This is a genomic window from Microbacterium sp. LRZ72 (assembly GCF_033792225.1).
In the GTDB taxonomy this organism is placed as follows: Bacteria; Actinomycetota; Actinomycetes; order Actinomycetales; family Microbacteriaceae; genus Microbacterium.
This window is the reverse complement of the sequence record NZ_JANGEX010000010.1, coordinates 21,889-41,459: the sequence shown is the minus strand read 5'-3', so window position 1 is coordinate 41,459 and position 19,571 is coordinate 21,889. Positions and strand designations below refer to the sequence as shown.

General features: G+C 69.7%; 20 protein-coding genes. 3 read left to right on the top strand and 17 right to left on the bottom strand.

Features of this window, described 5'->3' with window-relative positions; genetic code table 11:
- Positions 1–17: 17 nt before the first annotated feature.
- The gene (locus tag M4I32_RS11270) at positions 18–968 is read right to left on the bottom strand and encodes an FKBP-type peptidyl-prolyl cis-trans isomerase (RefSeq protein ID WP_319034566.1); all 951 of its coding nucleotides are present in this window, start codon (positions 966–968) and stop codon (positions 18–20) included.
- 187 nt (positions 969–1,155) lie between these two features.
- Between M4I32_RS11270 and M4I32_RS11265 the strand changes: the two genes are divergently transcribed.
- Positions 1,156–1,872 (top strand): lysophospholipid acyltransferase family protein, encoded by a 717-nt coding sequence (locus M4I32_RS11265; RefSeq protein ID WP_319034639.1) that lies wholly within the window; start codon positions 1,156–1,158, stop codon positions 1,870–1,872.
- Between the two features lie 51 nt (positions 1,873–1,923).
- Positions 1,924–2,913 carry an asparaginase gene (locus M4I32_RS11260; RefSeq protein ID WP_319034565.1) on the top strand — a complete coding sequence of 330 codons (990 nt, stop codon included), beginning with the start codon at positions 1,924–1,926 and terminating at the stop codon, positions 2,911–2,913.
- Between the two features lie 11 nt (positions 2,914–2,924).
- On the opposite strand, the gene M4I32_RS11255 is transcribed toward M4I32_RS11260, so the two are convergent.
- From M4I32_RS11255 to M4I32_RS11240, 4 genes are all read right to left on the bottom strand, one after another.
- Positions 2,925–5,774, bottom strand: coding sequence for an FtsK/SpoIIIE domain-containing protein (locus M4I32_RS11255; RefSeq protein WP_319034564.1), 2,850 nt, complete (start codon positions 5,772–5,774; stop codon positions 2,925–2,927).
- Positions 5,775–5,878: 104 nt separating this feature from the next.
- On the bottom strand, positions 5,879–6,706 hold the full coding sequence (locus M4I32_RS11250) for a PP2C family protein-serine/threonine phosphatase (protein WP_413466819.1): 828 nt from the start codon (positions 6,704–6,706) through the stop codon (positions 5,879–5,881).
- A 226-nt stretch (positions 6,707–6,932) separates the two neighbouring features.
- Entirely contained in the window at positions 6,933–7,916 is a 984-nt protein-coding gene (locus M4I32_RS11245) for an aldo/keto reductase (protein WP_319034562.1), read from the bottom strand.
- A gap of 69 nt (positions 7,917–7,985) precedes the next feature.
- Positions 7,986–8,522 carry a DUF5684 domain-containing protein gene (locus M4I32_RS11240; protein WP_319034561.1) on the bottom strand — a complete coding sequence of 179 codons (537 nt, stop codon included), beginning with the start codon at positions 8,520–8,522 and terminating at the stop codon, positions 7,986–7,988.
- A gap of 208 nt (positions 8,523–8,730) precedes the next feature.
- Here M4I32_RS11240 and M4I32_RS11235 point away from each other — a divergent pair, with 208 nt between their 5' ends.
- Complete coding sequence (locus M4I32_RS11235) at positions 8,731–9,195, top strand: DUF4282 domain-containing protein (RefSeq protein WP_319034560.1); 465 nt, start codon at positions 8,731–8,733, stop codon at positions 9,193–9,195.
- A 29-nt stretch (positions 9,196–9,224) separates the two neighbouring features.
- On the opposite strand, the gene M4I32_RS11230 is transcribed toward M4I32_RS11235, so the two are convergent.
- The 12 genes from M4I32_RS11230 to M4I32_RS11175 form a co-directional block, all read right to left on the bottom strand.
- Positions 9,225–9,980, bottom strand: coding sequence for a YaaA family protein (locus M4I32_RS11230; RefSeq protein WP_319034559.1), 756 nt, complete (start codon positions 9,978–9,980; stop codon positions 9,225–9,227).
- Positions 9,981–10,085: 105 nt separating this feature from the next.
- Entirely contained in the window at positions 10,086–10,346 is a 261-nt protein-coding gene (locus M4I32_RS11225) for a F0F1 ATP synthase subunit epsilon (protein WP_319034558.1), read from the bottom strand.
- A gap of 2 nt (positions 10,347–10,348) precedes the next feature.
- Positions 10,349–11,800: a F0F1 ATP synthase subunit beta gene (gene atpD, locus M4I32_RS11220; RefSeq protein WP_319034557.1), complete on the bottom strand. Its 1,452-nt coding sequence runs from the start codon at positions 11,798–11,800 to the stop codon at positions 10,349–10,351.
- 23 nt (positions 11,801–11,823) lie between these two features.
- On the bottom strand, positions 11,824–12,723 hold the full coding sequence (locus tag M4I32_RS11215; protein WP_319034556.1) for a F0F1 ATP synthase subunit gamma: 900 nt from the start codon (positions 12,721–12,723) through the stop codon (positions 11,824–11,826).
- Between the two features lie 20 nt (positions 12,724–12,743).
- Positions 12,744–14,384, bottom strand: coding sequence for a F0F1 ATP synthase subunit alpha (atpA, locus tag M4I32_RS11210; RefSeq protein ID WP_319034555.1), 1,641 nt, complete (start codon positions 14,382–14,384; stop codon positions 12,744–12,746).
- Between the two features lie 81 nt (positions 14,385–14,465).
- Entirely contained in the window at positions 14,466–15,257 is a 792-nt protein-coding gene (locus M4I32_RS11205) for a F0F1 ATP synthase subunit delta (protein ID WP_319034554.1), read from the bottom strand.
- A complete protein-coding gene (locus M4I32_RS11200; RefSeq protein ID WP_319034553.1) occupies positions 15,257–15,823 on the bottom strand; it encodes a F0F1 ATP synthase subunit B in 567 nt (188 codons plus the stop codon). The genes M4I32_RS11205 and M4I32_RS11200 overlap by 1 nt, the downstream gene beginning before the upstream one ends.
- Before the next feature lie 28 nt (positions 15,824–15,851).
- On the bottom strand, positions 15,852–16,088 hold the full coding sequence (atpE, locus tag M4I32_RS11195; protein WP_319034552.1) for a F0F1 ATP synthase subunit C: 237 nt from the start codon (positions 16,086–16,088) through the stop codon (positions 15,852–15,854).
- Positions 16,089–16,134: 46 nt separating this feature from the next.
- Positions 16,135–16,923 (bottom strand): F0F1 ATP synthase subunit A, encoded by a 789-nt coding sequence (atpB, locus tag M4I32_RS11190; RefSeq protein ID WP_319034551.1) that lies wholly within the window; start codon positions 16,921–16,923, stop codon positions 16,135–16,137.
- Between the two features lie 274 nt (positions 16,924–17,197).
- Positions 17,198–17,698, bottom strand: coding sequence for a hypothetical protein (locus M4I32_RS11185; RefSeq protein WP_319034550.1), 501 nt, complete (start codon positions 17,696–17,698; stop codon positions 17,198–17,200).
- Complete coding sequence (locus tag M4I32_RS11180; protein ID WP_319034549.1) at positions 17,695–18,855, bottom strand: MraY family glycosyltransferase; 1,161 nt, start codon at positions 18,853–18,855, stop codon at positions 17,695–17,697. Before M4I32_RS11180 ends, M4I32_RS11185 begins: the two co-directional genes overlap by 4 nt.
- Positions 18,852–19,529, bottom strand: coding sequence for an L-threonylcarbamoyladenylate synthase (locus M4I32_RS11175; RefSeq protein ID WP_319034548.1), 678 nt, complete (start codon positions 19,527–19,529; stop codon positions 18,852–18,854). The genes M4I32_RS11180 and M4I32_RS11175 overlap by 4 nt, the downstream gene beginning before the upstream one ends.
- Positions 19,530–19,571 lie beyond the last annotated feature (42 nt).

Sequence of the window (19,571 nt, the reverse complement as noted above, 5' to 3'; positions counted from 1 at the left end):
TCGGGGCGCCCCGCAGCCTACTCGGTCGGCACGTGCTGGGTGCCCAGGATGTCGACGACGAAGACCAGGGTCTCGTCCTGCAGCTCGTGATCCTCGACGTCGCCGTAGCCGAACTCCGGCGGCACGACGACGAGCACCTGCGAGCCCACGGTGTGACCCTCGAGAGCCTGGCGGAAGCCGTCCACGACTCCGGTCGTCGCGAATGCGGCGGCCGCCCCGCTCTCCCAGCTCGAGTCGAAGACCTCGCCGTCGGACCAGGTCACGCCCGTGTACTGCACGAGCACGTTGTCACCGGGCTCGACCTCGGCCCCGTCACCGACCTTGAGCTCCGCCACCTGCACCTCGTCCGGCGCCTCGGCGTCGGGGATGGTGATCGTGGGCGAGCCGTCCTCGGCGAGCTCGACGGTCGGCATCCCTTCGACCGGCGGCTGATCCTCGCCCCAGGCCTGGGTGGGCGCGACGTCGAGGACGTCGACGATGTAGACCTCGGCGCCGGCGGATTCGGATGCGGGGAAGGTGACGACCATTCGCGATCCGACCGATGCGCAGCCCATGATCTGCCCCAGACTCGTCTCGGCCGACACGGCGGCGGGCAGCACCTCGCCCTCGACGTAGCCGATGTCGCCGACCTTCTCGGCGCTGTCGGCCGAGAAGGCGGTGAGCGCGTACTCCACATAGTCGCCCTCGGCCAGCGCCTCGCCGTCGCCCTCGGTGATCACGGTGCGCTGCAGCTCCTCGACCTCGAGGCCGGCGTCGAACGAGGCGGTGGAGGCCTCACCCACCTCGCCGTCGACCGTGACGGCCTCGGAGGCGGCGCCCGACGGCGCCGCGGCCGCGCAGAGACCCTCGTCGGTCGCGGCGCTGCCGTCGGGCTCGCCCGATCCCGTGCAGCCGGCGAGCGCGAGCGCGGACAGGGTGAGGGCGGACAGGGCTATCAGGGGGCGGGCGATGAGCGGGCGGGTGCGCACGGAAGAACCTCGATGTGTCGAAAGCGGAACCACTATCGTGGCGGATTTTCCTTTGTTCCGCCTGTGTGCCGCGCCCGCGCCCATAGCCGACCGCGCATGGGTCGGGCGATACCCTCGGGGGATGAGTGCAGAGGGGGCACAGCCGGCCCGGGACGCGACGTCCGCGCAGGCCCAGAGCGCCTCGTCGATGCGCTGGGCCTACGGTGTCGGCCGCTTCCTGATCACCCCCCTGGCCCGGGCGATCTACCGGCCGATCGTCGAGGGGCGGGACCTGGTTCCCCGCAAGGGCCCGGTCATCTTCGCCAGCAACCATCTGTCGTTCATCGACTCGATCGCCATCCCCGTCGCCGCCCCACGTCCGGTGCACTTTCTCGCGAAGTCCTCCTACTTCGAGGGCACCGGCGTCTCCGGGTGGGTCTCGAAGCGGTTCTTCACCTCGATCGGAGCGATCCCCGTGCGCCGCGGCGCCGGACAGGCCGCGCTCGATGCGCTCGAGCAGCAACGCGCGCTGCTCGAATCGGGCAGCGCCGTGGCGCTCTACCCGGAGGGCACTCGCTCCCTCGACGGGCGGCTGTACCGCGGTCGCACCGGGGCCGCGTTCCTCGCCCTCCAGACGGGTGCGCCGGTGGTGCCGGTCGGCCTCTCGGGCACGGATGAGGTGATGCCGGTGGGCGCGCGGATGCCGGCTGTGAACAAGCGCATCCGCGTGCGCTTCGGCGATCCGATCGATCTCTCCGCGCACGGCGCCGCCCCCTCGGGCCGCGCGCGCCGGGCAGCCACCGACGAGATCATGGCGGCGATCCACGCGCTGACGGGGCAGGAGCTGGCGCACGCGTTCAACGAGTCCCCCGCCCACGGCACGGTCGACCGCATCCGACAGGCGCTGCCGCACGAGCGACTCTGACTCGTGCGCTCGCCCGCGGCCGTCGCGCCGGCGCCCGAGTAGGCTGTTGCGGTGCCGCAGACGTTTTCCGCCTCCGACGCCGTCGAGCTCGCCGTCGTCGAACGCGATGGTTTCATCGAGTCCCGTCACACGGGCAGTGCGATCGTGCTGGCCCCGGACGGATCCGTGCACGCGTCCTTCGGCGCCCCCGACGCGCTCATCCTCCCGCGCTCGGCGCTCAAGCCCCTGCAGGCGGTCGGGCTGCTCTCGGCGGGGGCGAGGCTGGCGGGTGTGCACCTCGCGCTGGCATCGGCGAGCCACTCCGGCACGAACCCGCACGTCGCGGCCGTGAGCGAGATGCTCGCCGGCGCCGGTCTGACCGAGGATGCGCTCGCGTGCCCCGCGGCGTGGCCCACCGATGCCGCGACCCGGCGCGAGATGATCCGGGACGACCGGCCCGATGCGCGGGTGTGTCACAACTGCTCCGGCAAGCACGCCGGCATGCTCGCCGCGTGCGTGCAGAACGGCTGGCCGACCGAGGGATACACCGATCTCGATCACCCCCTGCAGGTGCACCTGCGTGAGGTGATCGAACGGTTGACGGGCGAGAAAGTCGCGATCAGCGTCGCGGACGGCTGCAGCGCACCCGCACACGCCCTGTCGCTCGCCGCCCTGGCGCGCGGGGTCCACCGCATCGGCACGGCGTCCGAACGTTCGCCGTTCGCTCTGCACCGCCACGCCGCCGCGGTGCGCCTCGCCGCGCTCGCGGAGCCCTGGGCGATCGCCGGTCCCGGCGCGTCCGACACGGTGCTCCTGGAGCGCGCCGGGGTGTTCGCAAAGCTGGGCGCCGAGGGCGTGCAGGTCGCCGCGGCGCCCGACGGCACCGTCGCGGCGGTCAAGGTGCTCGACGGGGGCGGTCGCGCGGCGCCCGTCGTCGCGCTGCGTCTGCTCGTCGCCGCGGGCGCGATCTCGCCGGCGGCGTACGGCGACGCGGCGAGCGAGCTCGATCTGGAGGTGCGCGGTGGCGACGCGGTGGTCGGCCGCGTGCGCGCGACCGTCTGAGTGCGGGGCCGTCAGACCGCTCCCGGCACCAGCCGTACGCGGCGCGGTGGGCGTCCGGGCTCGCACCACCACGCCCGCCCGAGACCGGCGTGGACGTACGGCGCGATCGCGCGGTGACCCGCCAGGACGCGCAGCTCGCTCGGGCAGTCGGCGTCGATCACGAGGGTGCCGTGCGTGCGCAGCCGACTGAGGGTCGACCACGCCGCCTGCCAGGCATCGCCGTCACCGACGACGATCCGCGCGGCATCCGGACCCGCCTCGGTGTCTCGGCCCCGAGGCTCCTCCGGGAGTTCCACGACGACCGCACCGTCGGCGAAGCAGGCGCGGAGCGCACGGGCGACCCTGCGCGGGTCGCGGGTGATGACGCCGACCGCATCGCCCGCTTGGACACTCCACTCCGGCGCGGGGTGCGGCTGCGGTCGGTTGCCCGCGGCACCGGCGGTCCCTGCCGCGAGGGCGAACTGCACCTCGCAGCCCTCGATGCGCCCGCGCCCGGGCACACCGTGCGCGCGATGATCGCTCGTCTCTCCCCCGGCCGCCACGTGCGCGAGACGGCTGGGATACCCCAGCATCGCCCGCCGCGCAAAGCGCTCGGCGACGCGCGCCAGCATCCCCTGAGCATGCTGCGCCGTCAGCACCACTCCGGTTCGTCCCGACGCGTCCCGCACGATCTCATCGATGAGGCCCGCCATGTGCGCCGCCTGCTCGCCGGGGTAGCACGAGAGCAGCACGTCGACGTCGTCGATGAGCACCCAGTCCGGTGCGTGCCCGCGCAGGGCGTGGATCATGTCCCACGCCTGCTCGGCGTCGCGAGGCACCACGGCGGCCCCGGGGCATTGCCTCTGGATGGCCGCGAGGATGCTGGAGCGGCCCGATCCCGGTCCACCCATGACCAGCAGACCCCGATCCTCGCGATCGAGCGTGACGACGCTGCGGCGCTGCCGATCGGGGTCGTCCGCGAGGCCCAGCACGACCTCGGCATCCGGGGCCTGCGCCCGCAGCGAGTCGAGGGTGACGAGCTGCGGCAGCTCCGGCAGCCACGGCGGCTCGGGACGCCGTTGATCGCGCGCCCGCGCCACGACGACGTCCACGTCGGCCGGGCTCGTCACGGCGACCCGGAACGGCAGGGGCACCGCATCGGCCGCACGCCGCACGTACGCTCGCCCCCGGCCGGCCAGTCCGCCGGGCAGCGACGCGGCCGACTCCGACCCGACGAGCAGGCGGCTCTCGCCCGCGTCCGCCACACGGAGCGCGATGCGCAGGGGGATGTTCGCCAGGAGCTCGTCGCGCACGGTGCCGCTCGTGCGCTGCGTGCCGAGGATCAGGTGGATGCCCAGAGCACGGCCTCGCGCCGCGATGTCGGTGAACACCCGCTGCAGTTCGGCGTGCTCGCCGGCGAGCGCGGCGAATTCGTCGACGACGACGACCAGCCGCGCCAGCTCCACGTCGGCGTCGCCGATGTGGCGGGCCCCGCAGCGCGCCAGCTCCGCTTCCCGGCGACGCATCTCGGCCCGCAGGCTCGCGATCGCTCGCGCGGCCGAGACGGCATCCAGGTCGGTGATGACACCGGTCACGTGCGGAAGAGCCCTCAGCGGTTCGAACGAGACCCCGCCCTTGAAGTCCGCCAGCAGCAGGGCGAGCTGCGACGTCGTGTGGGCGGCGCACAGCGCCGTCACCCAGGTCACGAGCAGCTCGGACTTGCCCATGCCGGTGACGCCGGCCACGAGCGCGTGGGGACCGTCCGCGACGAGATCCACCGCCACCGCGCCGGCCGTGCCGCCGCCGATGACCGCTCGCAGTGTGCTGCGGTCCACCGCCGGCACAGCCGGCTCGAGCTGGGACACGCCCAGCACGGCGCCGGTGTCGGTGTCGGAGGGTCCGTACACGTCGGCAGCCCTCCGCGCCAGTGCCCGCGCCGCAGCCTCTGCCTGGGTGCGGCTGATCGCCTCGACGCGCACGGGTCGGCTGCTCTCGTCGGTGACCAGCGAGCCGGCGGGCACCTCGGACACCTCGATCAGATGACGACAGCGGGGCGCCGGAGCAGAGTCCGACGTGTTCCACGCGAGCACCACGTCCACGCCGTCGGCCACCGCGACCATGCCCGGTCCCTGCACACCGAGGCGCACCGCGTCACCCGCCGCAGACGCCGACCCAGGGGTGACCGCGCCGCCGTCTGGGCCCCCGAGGCCGCAGCGGTGGGGCAGCACGTCGAGCCACTCCCACCCGATGGGCAGGGGCCCGACCAGCCGCAGGCGATCCGGCGGATGCGTCAGAAACAGCTGCACGAGCAGCGCACGCAGCACCGGCACCGCCGCAAGCGGAGCGCCGTGCACCGCGATGCCCTCGCGCCAGCCGACGGTCACGGGCACGTCGGTCAGCATGGCGGCGGCGCTGCGTACCTGTTCGGCGTCTGCACGCCCGCGCGCGTGTCCGCCCACGGAGAGCCTGCTGGGGCGCGATCCCCAGCCGACGACGAGCTGCGACGCCCGTTCACCGGTTGCACGCCATATGTCGCCCTGTCGCTCCCACAGCGCAGCGGCATCCGGATGCTGACGGGCCAGCACCTCGCGCTCGTGGCGGTGTGCGGTGGCCACGTCTTCCCGCAGGGCCGCGAGCGCTGCGGTGTACCGACGCTCGCCCTCGCGGCGATCGCGCCTGCGCGTGCGGACGCCGTCGAGCAGCGCTGCGACGGCGACGACCGGGCCGAGCGCCGCGAACCACAGCGCGTATGCCGAGCCGGTGACGACCCACAGTCCGATTCCGCCGAGCACGGGCGCCAGCATGGCGATCAGCGGGAATGCGGCCCGACGCGGCTCTTCCGGCTGTGCGGGCAGAGCGAGTGGCTCCGCGGAGGGTGTCATCGCGCCAGTCAACAGGGGCGCGCCACCGCACTGCGTCCCCCGGGGCGTCTGCTCGGGATGCCCTGCGACGTGAGCAGTTGGGGAGGACGACTGGTGGTCGACCGCTAGGACCCTGCGGGGCCCTCCCCGCCGGCGGCGCCCGAGGCGACCTCGTCGAGACCGGCGCCTCCCGTGCGGCTGACGTCCAGCACGATGATCGTGACGTTGTCGCGTCCGCCGTTGTCGAGGCTCGCCGCCAGCATCCCCTCGACGGCGGCCGCGGGATCGGCGTTCTCGTCGAGAAAATGGCGGATGCCGTAGTCGGTCAGCTCTTTCGTGAGCCCGTCGGAGCAGATCACGAAACGGTCCCCGTCCACGACGTCGAGTCGCACGTAGTCGGGCTCGACGCTCTCACTGGGGCCGACGGCCCGCGTGATCACGTTGCCGTAGGGGTGGTTCTCGGCCTCCTCCGGACTCAGGCGACCGGAGGCGACCAGTTCTTGCACGACGGAGTGGTCGGTGGTCACCTGCACCAGGCGTTCGTCGCGCAGCACGTACACCCGGGAATCGCCGATGTTGAAACTGACCCACGTCGGCTCGTCGGCATCGACGTCGAGGAAGACCCCCGTCACGGTGGTCCCGGTGCCGTCGTCGGTGGCCTGCGGGTGCGCGAGGATGTCCTTCACCGCACGCCCCAGCGCACGTTCGATCTGCGCGGTGGAGACATCGCCGTCCTGGGCGAGCGCCGCGAGGCGCTCCACGGCGCTGGCGCTGGCGATCTCACCGCCGAGGTGCCCGCCCATGCCGTCGGCGACGACGAAGAGCGGGTAGGCGGTCAACACCGCATCCTGGTTCAGATCGCGCCGCATGCCACGGTGCGTCGCCGCAGCCCATGAGAGAGCGAGCGTCCCTCCCCCGACATCGACACGGCGCTCATCGACCGTCACAGCGATGTCAGCGTCGGGCACGCGGTCACCTCCGGCCGTGCGGCGTCGTCTCCGGCGCAGGAGCGCCGCGCCGCGCGGAATGCGCAGCGGTCACAGCCTACTCGACGCCCGGCGTAGCGCCGTTCCCGCACCCGGCCGCCCCGCGATGCGAGCCGAGGGCCCGTGCTGCCGCCTCGGGCCCGCCGTTCGCTCAGAGCGAACGGCGCTCACGGCGGCGCTTCGTCGTCCGGGCTCAACCCGCCGCAGGATCGCGCGGCAGCGGCAGCAGGCGGTCGATCTCGGCGATGTCGTCCGGTGAGGGCGTCCACGAACTCGCGGCCGCATTCGTGCGCACCTGTTCGGGCGTGGTCGCGCCGGCGATGACGCTCGCGAGCGCCGGTCGCGCCAGCAGCCAGCCGAAGGTCGCCTGCAGCATGGTGATGTCCCGGGCATCACAGAACGCCTGGTAGGCCTCGAGCGCGTCCCAGGGGGCGTCTCGCCAGACGTTCGGCCGCTGCCGCATGATGCGGGAGTCCTCCGGTCCGCCGTCGCGGCGGAACTTGCCGGTGAGCAGGCCGTTGTGCAGCGGAAAGTACGGCAGGAACCCGACCCCGAAGCGCTCGGCCGCCGGAAGCACCTCTCGCTCCGAAGCGCGAGCGAGCAGGCTGTACTGGTTCTGCGCCGAGACGAACCGCTCGGCACCCCGGGCCCGGGCGACGGCATCGGCCTCGGCGAGTTGCCAGCCGCTCAGATTCGAGTGCCCGATGTAGCGCACCTTTCCCTCGCGGACGAGCTCGGTCAGCGCGTCGAGCGTCTCGGCGATCGGCGTCTGGGGGTCCGGCGTGTGCAGCTGGTAGAGGTCGATCCAGTCGGTCTGCAGTCGGCGCAGGGAGGCCTCCACCGCTCGCCGGATGTAGCCCCGCGAGCCCTTCGCCCCCGTCGAGGGGACGTCGGCCGGCATCTGCGCGTGCCCGAACTTCGTCGCCAGCACGACGGAGTCGCGTCGGCCCTGGATCGCCTCGCCCATGAGCGTCTCGGACAGCCCGGGGCGCGCACCGTAGACGTCGGCGGTGTCGAACAGCGTGACGCCCGCGTCGATGGCGGCATCCACCACAGCCCGCGTGCCCGCGAGGGTCTCGGTCGGGGTTCCGGGTCGGCCGAAGTTGTTGCAGCCGAGCCCGGTGGCGCTGACCAGGAGTCCAGAGGCGCCGACGCGACGCGCAGAAGGTGTGCTCATCCCGGCAGGTTACCGCCCGGGATACGCCAACGGCCCCCGTCCACGCGGACGAGGGCCGTTGCGATGCGCTCAGGCGGCAGGGGGTGCCGGGGGCGCGCCCGGCGAGGCGGGCTGTGCCGGGATGCCGTTCCAGTTCGTGCGATCGGCGAGGAAGCCGTTACCGGCCCACGGGGCGGGCTGGATGGCGGTGTTCCAGCGGGACTTGTCGAACGCGTTGATGCCGAGCCAGACGATCGAGAGGAAGAAGTACAGGATGAGCCAGATGGGCTCCTTCTGCAGCTTCAGCCCGACCCGCCACGCTGCGAGCAGGGTGACCACGAAGGCCGCGAGACCGATCAGCTGTCCGATGACGGGGATCCAGCCCAGCAGGATCGACGCGCCCGCGGCGATCAGCAGCAGCCAGGGGTTCAGATCGCCGAGCTTGGTGAAGATCATGGCGTTGTAGACGGGCACCCAGGCGCGCCATTTGCCCTCGACGCCGGCCTTCTCGAAGATCTTCATCAGGAACCAGGACGTGAGCACGTAGCCCACGAGAAGGAAGAAGAGCCCGAAGAGCGCGAAGGCGACGAAGAATCCCGCGCCTGCGAAGCTGTCGTAGTTGTACACGGGGAAGAACCTCCACGGTTGTGTTGGGGGCCGCAAGCCGTAGCGGCGCGGGATTATCCATCCCGCAGCACTCATGCTAGCGATCACGGGCGCCTCTCGCAGGAAAGTCCCAGGTTCGCGTGTCGCGCCGCGGATCTGTCGTTCCGCCATCGGGCACCGCTACCCTGGCCGGGACGCCGCTCTCGGCGTTCTCTCAGGAAGGACAGACATGAGCGATCAGACCCCTCCCCCGCCGCCACCACCCCCGGCGGGTCCGCCGCCCCGCGAGCCGGAGCCCGATCACCCGCAGCCGACGACATCCGCGCAGCACGCCGGCGCGTCGACCGGGATGTCGGGAAGCTCGTTCTCCTCCGGCTTCTTCAAGGCCCTGTTCGATGTGAGCTTCCGCTCATTCATCACTCGCAGGCTCGCGACGGTCTTCTACATCGCCGGCCTCGTCGTGATCGCGCTCGGGTTCCTGCTGTACTTCTTCGGCGGGCTCATCACCGCGTTCGCATCGATGCGGTTCGATGTGGGCTCCGGCATCCTGCTGCTGCTGGGCACCCTGATCATCACGCCGATCGTGACGTTCCTCGCCGTGATCGTGCTGCGCTTCTGGATCGAGGCGATCGTCGCGCTCATCGCGATCGCGGAGAACACCCAGCGCACGGCCGAGCACACACGCCGGCCCTGACGGCCCGCACGAGGGCGGGTGGGGCGCGCTCAGACGAGCAGGTGCGCCTCACCCGCCTCGTGCTCCGCCGGCGTCAGCCGGATGCCGGCGCGCTCCGCCCAGCGGTAGAGGTCCGCGGGCTCCGCAAGCTCGGGACGCTGCCGGGCGAGCGCCCTCGTCAGATGTCCCTTCGCCGCCTTGTTGAAGTGGTTCAGCGCGCGCCGCCGCCCCGCCCCGTCCTCCGCAAGCACCCGGACGTACACCGACGACACATCGGCCGGCACAGGGCCCAGAGCGACGTAGGCCTCGGAGCGCAGGTCGACGACGAGCGTGGGCCCGTGGGCGCGGAACGCCGTCGTCACCGCATCCGCCCACAGGCGGCGCGGAGTCGGCAGCGTCGGCAGTCGCACGCCCGGACCGAGCCGGTAGTCGGGGATCGGGTCGCACGCCCGGACAGGCCCGAGACACGCCGTGTGAATCAGCACATGCTCGTCGAGGAACGAACTCGCCGCGTCGTCGAGGGATGCCGCATCCAGCGCATCGTAGAGGACGCCCGTGTAGCGCAGCACAGCGGGTCGGGTCGCCGCCGAGAGCACCTCCGCATTCACCCGGACCTGACCGCGCTGCCGCGCACCCAGCTTGAGTGTGCGGATGGCGTTCTCCTCGTCACGCGAGAGATCGCGGATCGCCCGCAGCACACCGTGTCGCACCGGCGTGAGCGACGGCAGCGCGAGGCGGTCGAGGTCCACGGGGGGACCTTCACCACCGGGAGTCTTCGACTCCGAGGGCGGAAGCAGCAGCAGCATCGACGGGACCCCAGACGAGTGGCGGCGGGCGGGACAGGCTGACATGACGAGGGGAGGGGGTCCGTTGCCGGTCCCCCTCCCCTCGTTCCGTGTGTTCGTGCGGCCTCAGCCGACCAATGCGGCGTTGCCCGCCACGATCGTCAACACATCGTTCTCCATCGACAAGAACCCGTCCTGGGCGCTGGCGACCACCTTCGCCCCGTCCGTGCCGGTGATCCGAACCTGCCCCTCCGCGAGGATGGCGAGTACCGGCTCATGACCGGGCATGAAGCCGATCTCACCCTCGACGGTCTTGGCGATGACGAGGGATGCTTCACCCGTCCACACCTCGGCATCGGCCGACACCACACTGACGTTGAGCGGCATGATCAGCCGTTCTCCTTCTGGATCTGGGCCCAGCGCTCTTCGACGTCGCCGATGCCACCCACGTTGAAGAACGCCTGCTCGGCCACGTGGTCGAAGTCGCCCTTCACGATCGCGTCGAACGACTCGATCGTGTCCTTGAGCGGGACGGTTGAGCCCTCGACGCCCGTGAACTTCTTGGCCATGTAGGTGTTCTGCGAGAGGAACTGCTGGATGCGGCGGGCGCGCGAGACGACCACCTTGTCCTCTTCGGAGAGCTCGTCGACACCGAGGATCGCGATGATCTCCTGCAGTTCCTTGTTCTTCTGCAGGATCTGCTTCACGGCGGTCGCCACGCGGTAGTGGTCGTCGCCGATGTAGCGCGGGTCGAGGATACGGCTCGTCGACGTCAGGGGGTCCACAGCCGGGTAGAGGCCCTTCGATGCGATCTCACGAGAGAGCTCGGTCGTCGCGTCGAGGTGCGCGAACGTCGTCGCCGGCGCCGGGTCGGTGTAGTCGTCGGCGGGCACGTAGATCGCCTGCAGCGAGGTGATCGAGTGACCGCGAGTCGAGGTGATGCGCTCCTGGAGCACACCCATCTCGTCCGCCAGGTTCGGCTGGTAGCCCACCGCGGAGGGCATCCGGCCGAGCAGCGTGGACACCTCGGAACCGGCCTGGGTGAAGCGGAAGATGTTGTCGATGAACAACAGCACGTCCTGCTTCTGCACGTCGCGGAAGTACTCCGCCATCGTCAGAGCCGACAGCGCGACGCGAAGTCGCGTCCCCGGCGGCTCGTCCATCTGACCGAACACCAGTGCGGTCTTGTCGAACACGCCGGCCTCGTCCATCTCGTGGATGAGGTCGTTTCCCTCACGCGTGCGCTCGCCGACGCCCGCGAAGACCGAGACGCCGCCGTGGTCCTGCGCGACGCGCTGGATCATCTCCTGGATCAGGACGGTCTTGCCCACTCCCGCGCCGCCGAAGAGGCCGATCTTTCCACCCAGCACGTACGGCGTCAGCAGGTCGATGACCTTGATGCCGGTCTCGAACATCTGGGTCTTGGACTCGAGCTGGTCGAAGTTCGGCGCCTTGCGGTGGATGCCCCACCGCTCGGTGATCTCGATCTTCTCCCCCGGCTCGGCGTTCAGCACCTCGCCGGTGACGTCGAACACACGACCCTTGGTCACGTCTCCCACGGGGACGGTGATGGGGCCGCCGGTGTTGCGCACCTCCTGCCCGCGCACGACGCCGTCGGTCGGCTTCAGGGCGATGGCACGGACGAGGTCGTCGCCCAGGTGCTGCGCGACCTCGAGGGTGATCTCGGTCGACTGGTCGCCGATGGTGATCGTGGTCTTGAGAGCGTTGTAGATGTCGGGGATCGCGTCGTGCGGGAACTCGATGTCGACGACGGGACCGGTGACGCGCGCGACGCGCCCGACGACCGCGGTCTCCGTCGATTCGGGAGCGGTGAGGGTCATGGTCTTCTTCTCTTTCGTGTGGGCTATTTGCTCGAGGCGAGGGCGTCAGCGCCGCCGACGATCTCGGCGATCTGCTGCGTGATCTCGGCCTGACGGGCGTTGTTGCGCAGCCGGGTGTAGTCGGTGATGAGCTTGTCCGCGTTGTCGCTGGCCGACTTCATGGCCTTCTGCGTCGCCGCGTGCTTCGCCGCGGACGACTGCAGCATGGCGTTGAACACGCGGCTCTGGATGTAGACCGGAAGCAGGGAGTCGAGCACGGTCTCGGCCTCCGGCTCGAATTCGTACAGCGGGTAGACCGCCTCGTTCGAGGCAGCCTGGTCGGCTTCGACGATCTCGAGCGGCAGCAGGCGCACGGATTCCGGCGTCTGCGTCATCATGCTCACGAAGCGGTTGTAGACGAGGTGGATCTCATCGACCCCGTCGTTCTCGCCGCCGCGTTCGAAAGCCGACAGCAGTTCGGTGCTGATCTCCTGCGCCGTGCGGAAGTGCGGGGTGTCGGTGTCCCCGGTCCACTGCTCGACGCTGGCGATCTTGCGGAATGCGAAGTACGCGACGGCCTTGCGGCCGACGAGGTAGAACGCCACCTCACGCCCCTCCGAACGCAGGAGCTGGGCCAGCTCGACGCCCTCCCGCAGCACCTGCGAGTTGAAGGCGCCGGCGAGGCCTCGGTCGGAGCTGAAGATGACCACCGCCGAACGACGGATCACCTCGGGCTCCCGCGTGAGCGGGTGGTCGACGTTCGAGTGCGTCGCGACCGCCGAGACCGCACGGGTCACGGCGCGTGCGAACGGCGAGGCGGCGCGCACGCGCCCCATCGCCTTCTGGATTCGCGAGGCCGCGATGAGCTCCATCGCCTTGGTGATCTTCTTGGTCGTCTGGGCAGAAGAGATCTTCTGCTTGTAGACCCGCAGTTGTGCGCCCATGGTGTCGGTGTCGCGTCTCCCTAGCCTCGGCGGCCCTTGACGATCTGCTCCTGGTTGACGTCGGTCGCCTCGGCGGCCTCCACGTCTTCGCGGCCGGGGGCCACCAGGCTCTGACCCTCGCCCGCCTGGAACTCGAGGGCGAACGCGTCGACCTGCTTGTCGAGTTCGGCGACGGTGTCGTCGTCGAGCACGTTGGTCTCGCGCAGCGTGTCGAGGATCTTCGTGTTGCGCCGCAGGTGGTCCAGCAGCTCACTCTCGAACCGCAGCACGTCTTCGATGGCGACCTCGTCGAGCTTGCCCTTGGTCCCCGCCCAGATCGAGACGACCTGCTCCTCGACCGGGTACGGCGAGTACTGCGGCTGCTTCAGCAGCTCTGTCAGCCGCGCGCCGCGGGCGAGCTGACGACGCGAGGTGGCGTCGAGGTCGCTCGCGAACATCGCGAAGGCCTCGAGCGCGCGGTACTGCGCCAGCTCGAGCTTGAGCGTTCCCGAGACCTTCTTGATCGACTTCACCTGGGCGTCACCACCGACACGCGAGACCGAGATGCCGACGTCGACCGCCGGGCGCTGGTTCGCGTTGAACAGGTCGGACTGCAGGAAGATCTGGCCGTCGGTGATCGAGATCACGTTGGTCGGGATGTACGCCGAGACGTCGTTCGCCTTCGTCTCGATGATCGGCAGACCCGTCATCGAGCCCGCACCCAGCTCGTCCGAGAGCTTCGCACAACGCTCGAGCAGACGGGAGTGCAGGTAGAAGACGTCACCCGGGTAGGCCTCACGACCCGGCGGGCGACGCAGCAGCAGCGAGACGGCGCGGTAGGCCTCAGCCTGCTTCGACAGGTCGTCGAAGATGATCAGCACGTGCTTGCCGCTGTACATCCAGTGCTGGCCGATGGCCGAGCCGGTGTAGGGGGCGAGGTACTTGAAGCCGGCCGGGTCGGATGCCGGAGCTGCGACGATCGTCGTGTACTCCATCGCTCCCGCGTCCTCGAGGGCACCACGCACCGAGGCGATGGTCGAGCCCTTCTGACCGATCGCGACGTAGATGCAGCGCACCTGCTTGTCGGGATCCCCGGAGGCCCAGTTGTCCTTCTGGTTGATGATCGTGTCGATCGCGATCGCGGTCTTGCCGGTCTGCCGGTCGCCGATGATCAGCTGACGCTGACCGCGGCCGACGGGGATCATCGCGTCGATGGCCTTGATGCCGGTCTGCATCGGCTCGTGCACGCTCTTTCGCTGCATGACGCCCGGCGCCTGGAGCTCGAGTGCACGACGACCCTCGGTCTGGACGGAACCCAGTCCGTCGATCGCGTTGCCGAGCGGGTCCACGACACGACCCAGGTATCCGTCGCCGACCGGAACCGACAGCACATCGCCCGTGCGGGTGACCTGCTGGCCGGCCTCGATGCCGGAGAACTCGCCCAGGACGACGACACCGACCTGATGCTCGTCGAGGTTCAGGGCCAGGCCCTGCGTTCCGTCCGCGAAGGTGATGAGCTCGTTCGCCATCACACCCGGCAGTCCCTCGACGTGGGCGATGCCGTCTGCGGCATCGACGACCGTGCCGACCTCGGTCGCCGCGGCGCCCGTGGGCTCGTACGCCGCGACGAAGTCCTTCAGCGCGTCACGGATGACGTCGGGGCTGATCGATAGTTCTGCCATTGTCTTCCTCTGTCTTAGGAGTGCTGTCTGTGGGGGAACCAGGGGTTCCGGTGGTGCCGCACCCTGTGCGGCCGTCGGGCCTCAGCCCGCGAGTCGGTGCCGCACGTCGACGAGACGCGAGGCGACGGATGCGTCGATGACGTCGTCGGCGACCTGCACGCGCAGTCCCCCGACGACCTGGGGGTCGATGACGGTGTTCAGCGACACCGCACGCCCGTACTTCTTCGACAGCAGCGTCCGCAGCCGTTCAGCGTGCGCCTCCTGCAGGGGCACCGCCGAGGTGACCGTCGCGACCGTCCGGTCGTTCTGGTCGGAGACGATGTGCATGGCCCGCGAGAGCAGCTGACGCACGCGGCGCTCACCCGGCTGCTGCACCATCGACGACACGATGAGCGCCGTCGTGTCGCTGACGCGCCCACGCACCAGCTTGTCGACCAGATCGCCCTTCGCCGAGGGCTCTCCGAGGCGGCTGCCCAGGGCGAGCTCCAGCTCGGGATTGGCTGCCACCATGCGGCTGAACCAGAACAGCTCACCCTCGATGTCCGTCGACCCGCCGGCGAGAGCCGCGCACCGGATGGCGAGCTCTTCGATCCCGTCCACGAACTCCGAGGCACGAGACCACCGTTGAGCGGAAGCCGCACGCACGAGCGCAATGGCCGGTTCGGAGATCGCACCGCCGAAGACGCTCGTGACGACGTCTTCGCGTGCGGCGACCGGAGCGGCCGGGTCGGCAAGCGCACCGCTCAGCTGCGACGAGGTGCCGATCAGCCGGGCCACCGAGAAGAGGTCGCTCGCGACCCGCAGGTCGACGCCCTCCCTCTGCGCGAGGTCCCGTGTCGTCGCCCGCAGTGCCTGAGTGGTCGCGCTGCCCATTACCGGCCCTTCCCCGTGGCGGCCTGCTCGGAGGACTCGAGGTCGGCGAGGAAGCGATCGACCACGGCCTGGGCCTTCCGGTCATCGGAGAGGGTCTCCCCGATCACGTCGCCGGCCAGGTCCAGCGCGAGACTCCCGACCTCGGCACGCAGCGAGACGAGGGCGCTCTGCCGCTCGGCCTCGATCTGCGCGTGCGCGGATGCGGTCAGACGCGCGGCATCCGCGGATGCCGTCTGCTTGGCCTCGCCGATGATCTTCTTGCCGTCCTCACGGGCGGCTTCGCGGATCTCACCAGCTTCCTTGCGCGCCTCGGCGAGCTGTGCGGTGTACTCCTCCAGCGCGGCCTCGGCCTTTCGCTGGGCCTCGTCTGCCTTGGCGATGTTGCCCTCGATCGCGGCGGCGCGTTCGTCGAGCAGCGCCTTCATGCGCGGCAGGACGACGCGCCAGAAGACCGCGAGGATGACGACGAAGCACACCAACGACCAGATGATGTCGTACGCCGCTGGGAGCAGCGGGTTCGGTGCTTCGCCTTCTTCCGCGGCGAGTGTGACAAGAGCGCTCAGCATCCTGTCTCCTTACGTCGTGAGAGCGGAATCAGAAGCCGAAGATGAAGCCGGTGGCGATACCGATGAACGCCAGCGCCTCGGTGAAGGCGATACCGATGAACATCAGCACCTGGAGGCGGCCGGCGAGTTCGGGCTGGCGAGCGACGCCCTCGATCGTCTTGCCGACGACGATGCCCACGCCGATCGCGGGGCCGATGGCGGCGAGGCCGTAGCCGACGGTCGCCACGGAACCGGTCAGCTGGGCGAGAACCGTAGTTGCGTCCACGGGGTGTGTTTCCTTTCGGTTGGTGGGGCGGCGGCTGCCGACCCGATCAGTGCTCTTCCGCAACCGCGAGCTGGATGTAGACCGCGGTGAGGATTGCGAAGACGTAGGCCTGGAGGAAGGCCACCAGGATTTCGAAGAGGGTGAAGACGAAGCCGAAGGCGAGCGTGCCGACTCCCAGAGGAGCCCACCATCCGCCCAGGCCGAAGAAGAAGAACTGGGTCGCCGCGAAGAACAGCACCAGCATGAGGTGGCCGACCATCATGTTCATCAGCAGACGCAGCGTCAGCGTGACGGGCCGGATGATGAAGGTCGAGAGGAACTCGAGCGGCACGATGATGATGTACAGCGGCCACGGCACCCCCGAGGGGAACAGCGAGTTCTTGAAGAAGTTCACCGGACTCTTGCGGATGCCCGCGTAGATGAACACGACGTACGAGACGACCGCGAGAAGCAGCGGCACGGCGATGACGCTCGTGCCCGCGATGTTCAGGAACGGGATCACGCCGGTGAGGTTCATGAACAGGATCATGAAGAACAGCGTCGTCAGGATCGGCAGGAACCGGTCGCCGTCCTTGCGGCCGAGCAGATCGTGCGCGATGTTGACCCGGACGAAGTCCAGTCCCATCTCGACGATGCTCTGGAACCGGCCCGGGACGACCTTCATGCGATGGGTGCCGATGATGAACACCAGCACGAGCACGACGGTCGCGAGGATCTGGATCAGATTGATCCGCGTGATCGCGAACAGGGTTCCTTCGAAGAGGACCGCATCCGGGAAGAACTCGAAGATCGAGGGCGGATGGAATTCCTCATCCGTGGAGGCGGTCGCGATCAATGTCGCAGCTTTGGTAAACAGCGCTGGCTCCGGCTTCGGGGCACCGACGAACGGTGCGACGATGGTTGGTGAGCGTCATCCACGGCGTGCACGTCACTGTGTGTACTCAAACGAGGTGTGCTCAGACGAGGTGTGCTCAGACGATCTTCGTGCGGGGTGATCCTGACGGATCCTCCCGCTCTCTGACGCTGTCTGTTCGACTGTGTCTGTCACGAACCGCAGGTACGTGCTCGGCCCAGGGGAACGTCCTCACTCTATCAAGGATCGGGGGTGCTCACGAATCGGCGCCGGTCGCGCGCCCCCTCTCGTCGTCGTCGCCGGGCAGCGACACGTCGCTGACGTACGGCAGTCGCATCTTCGCGAGGACCACCACGTCGACGGTCAGTGCGGCGACGATGGCGGCGACGAGCGCGACGAAGAACACCGGCGGCTCGAGCCACGGGGCACCGCGCACCACGAGCATCAGCACGATGAAGAACACGAGCTTGATCAGCCATCCGCCGAGCACGATGCCGAAGAAGATCGGCACGTAGAGGGGGTCGCCGAACCAGCGGTTCGCAATGAGGATGCTGATCGCGGTGATCGCGAGGAACACGGCCGCCAGCACGACACCCGCGAGCGCGGAGAAGAGTCCTTCGACGCCCGAGACGAGATAGCCGACGGCGCCGGCGACGACGACGAGCCCCAGGGTGACGAGGGCGCCCCATCTGAGGATCGCCGCGAAGATCGGCGTGCTGGACACGCGGCGCGGCGCCGGTGAGGGGGAATCGGTCATGGCAGGTCCTCCACGGGGGTGCGGGAATCGTCCGCGAACGGAGCGGGGCGACGGGTGCGTCGCGAGGGCAAGAGGGTGATGACGAGGCACGCTGCGGCGCCGATGATCCCGAAGGCGATGCCGATGCCGTATGCACGCGGGAACAGGAACATCAGCAGCACCGCGAACCCGATCACCGAGGTCCAGGCGTAGAAGATGATGACGGCGCCGAGATCGCTGTGCCCCATGTCCAGCATCCGATGGTGCAGGTGCTTGCGATCCGGCGAGAACGGCGACTTGCCGGCGCGCATGCGTCGGATGACCGCGAGTCCGAAATCGACCAGGGGCAGCATCACGACCACGACGGGGAGCAGGATCGGGATGAAGGCTCCGAGGAGCTGGGACCGGCCGATGTCCTCGGGGTCCAGCGCGACCGGATCCAGTGCGCCCGTGATGGCGATCGCCGACGTCGCCATGAGCAGCCCCACCATCAGGGCGCCCGAGTCACCCATGAACAGCTTCGCGGGGCTCCAGTTCAACGGCAGGAATCCGGCGCACGCGCCGACGAGTGCGGCGGCGAGGAACGTGGCGAGCGAGAAGTTGCTCGTCGCGAACTCCCGCAGCAGCAGATACGAGTAGACGAAGAAGATGCCGTTGGCGATGAGCGAGACACCGGCGACGAGCCCGTCGAGCCCGTCGATGAAGTTCACGGCGTTCATCACCACGACGATCGCGAACACGGTGAGGGTGAAACTGGCCCAGCTCGACCCGACCGTGAGCCCGCCGATCGGGAGGGAGTAGATCTGCAGTTCCCCGACCCCGGCGATGATCCCCGCGGCGAGGAACTGCGCGCCGAGCTTGATCATCCAGTCGAGATCCCACAGGTCGTCCGCGACGCCGACGAGCACGATGAGGAGCATCGCGCCCATGATGGCGAGCACCTGGTGCGGCTCGGCCCAGAAAGCGTCGAAGTAGTCGTTCGCCTTCGACACGACGAGCGCCGCGAGGACGCCGACGAACATGGCGATCCCGCCCAGGCGGGGCGTGGGCGTCGTGTGCACATCGCGCACCCGGATGCCGGGGTAGAGCTTGAAGCGCATGCTCAGGCGCCAGACCGCCCACGAGAGCGCCAGCGTGACGATTCCCGCGAAGAGGATGGTGAACACGTACTGCTTCACGCGGAGGCATCCGCCTCGAGCAGATCGCCGAGGACGTCCCGCAGGCGGTCCACCGAGACCGCGCCCTCACGCAGCACGCGCACGCGCGGCTCGACGGAACCCGCAGTCAGCCCCGTGGCATCGACGATCGTGGACGCCACGCCGGTCCGGGACGGCCCGTCGTCGAGGTACACCGCGACCGACTCGCGGAGCATGTCGTGCGCCTCGAGCATCGAGGTGGCCGCCGCGCGCCCCGTGAGGTTCGCGCTCGAGACCGCGAGCGGACCGGTGTCGTGCAGCATCTCGAGGGCCACCCGATGGTCGGGCATGCGCACCGCGACGGTGCCGTGCGTCTCGCCCAGATCCCACGCCAGGGACGGCTGACTCGGCAGGACGATGGTCAACCCGCCCGGCCAGAAGCGCTCCACCAGTTCATCCACCTCGACCGGCACGTCGGCTACGAGCGCGCGCAGCATCCCCGCGGACGACACGAGCACCGGCGGCGGCGACTGTCTGCCGCGCCCCTTGGCCTCGAGCAGACGCGTCACCGCGCGGGCCGAGAACGCGTCCGCCGCGACGCCGTAGACGGTGTCGGTGGGCAGGACCACGAGCTCCCCGCGTCCGACGGCGCGCCGCGCCTCGCGCAAACCGCCCAGCAGTTGCGCATCGTCTCGGCAGTCGAACATCGCGGACATAGCGGCTCAAGTCTAGAGTGCCGCTCGTCGCGGCCCGCCGCC

Coding starts and splice junctions, on each gene's coding strand:
- atpA (WP_319034555.1), bottom strand. CDS start 14,384: ATGGCAGAACTATCGATCAGCCCCGACGTCATCCGTGACGCGCTGAAG.
- M4I32_RS11225 (WP_319034558.1), bottom strand. CDS start 10,346: ATGCCGCTCAACGTCAGTGTGGTGTCGGCCGATGCCGAGGTGTGGACG.
- M4I32_RS11205 (WP_319034554.1), bottom strand. CDS start 15,257: ATGGGCAGCGCGACCACTCAGGCACTGCGGGCGACGACACGGGACCTC.
- M4I32_RS11245 (WP_319034562.1), bottom strand. CDS start 7,916: ATGAGCACACCTTCTGCGCGTCGCGTCGGCGCCTCTGGACTCCTGGTC.
- M4I32_RS11265 (WP_319034639.1), top strand. CDS start 1,156: ATGCGCTGGGCCTACGGTGTCGGCCGCTTCCTGATCACCCCCCTGGCC.
- atpD (WP_319034557.1), bottom strand. CDS start 11,800: ATGACCCTCACCGCTCCCGAATCGACGGAGACCGCGGTCGTCGGGCGC.
- M4I32_RS11185 (WP_319034550.1), bottom strand. CDS start 17,698: ATGACCGATTCCCCCTCACCGGCGCCGCGCCGCGTGTCCAGCACGCCG.
- M4I32_RS11215 (WP_319034556.1), bottom strand. CDS start 12,723: ATGGGCGCACAACTGCGGGTCTACAAGCAGAAGATCTCTTCTGCCCAG.
- M4I32_RS11175 (WP_319034548.1), bottom strand. CDS start 19,529: ATGTCCGCGATGTTCGACTGCCGAGACGATGCGCAACTGCTGGGCGGT.
- M4I32_RS11230 (WP_319034559.1), bottom strand. CDS start 9,980: ATGCTGCTGCTGCTTCCGCCCTCGGAGTCGAAGACTCCCGGTGGTGAA.
- M4I32_RS11200 (WP_319034553.1), bottom strand. CDS start 15,823: ATGCTGAGCGCTCTTGTCACACTCGCCGCGGAAGAAGGCGAAGCACCG.
- M4I32_RS11235 (WP_319034560.1), top strand. CDS start 8,731: ATGAGCGATCAGACCCCTCCCCCGCCGCCACCACCCCCGGCGGGTCCG.
- M4I32_RS11255 (WP_319034564.1), bottom strand. CDS start 5,774: ATGACACCCTCCGCGGAGCCACTCGCTCTGCCCGCACAGCCGGAAGAG.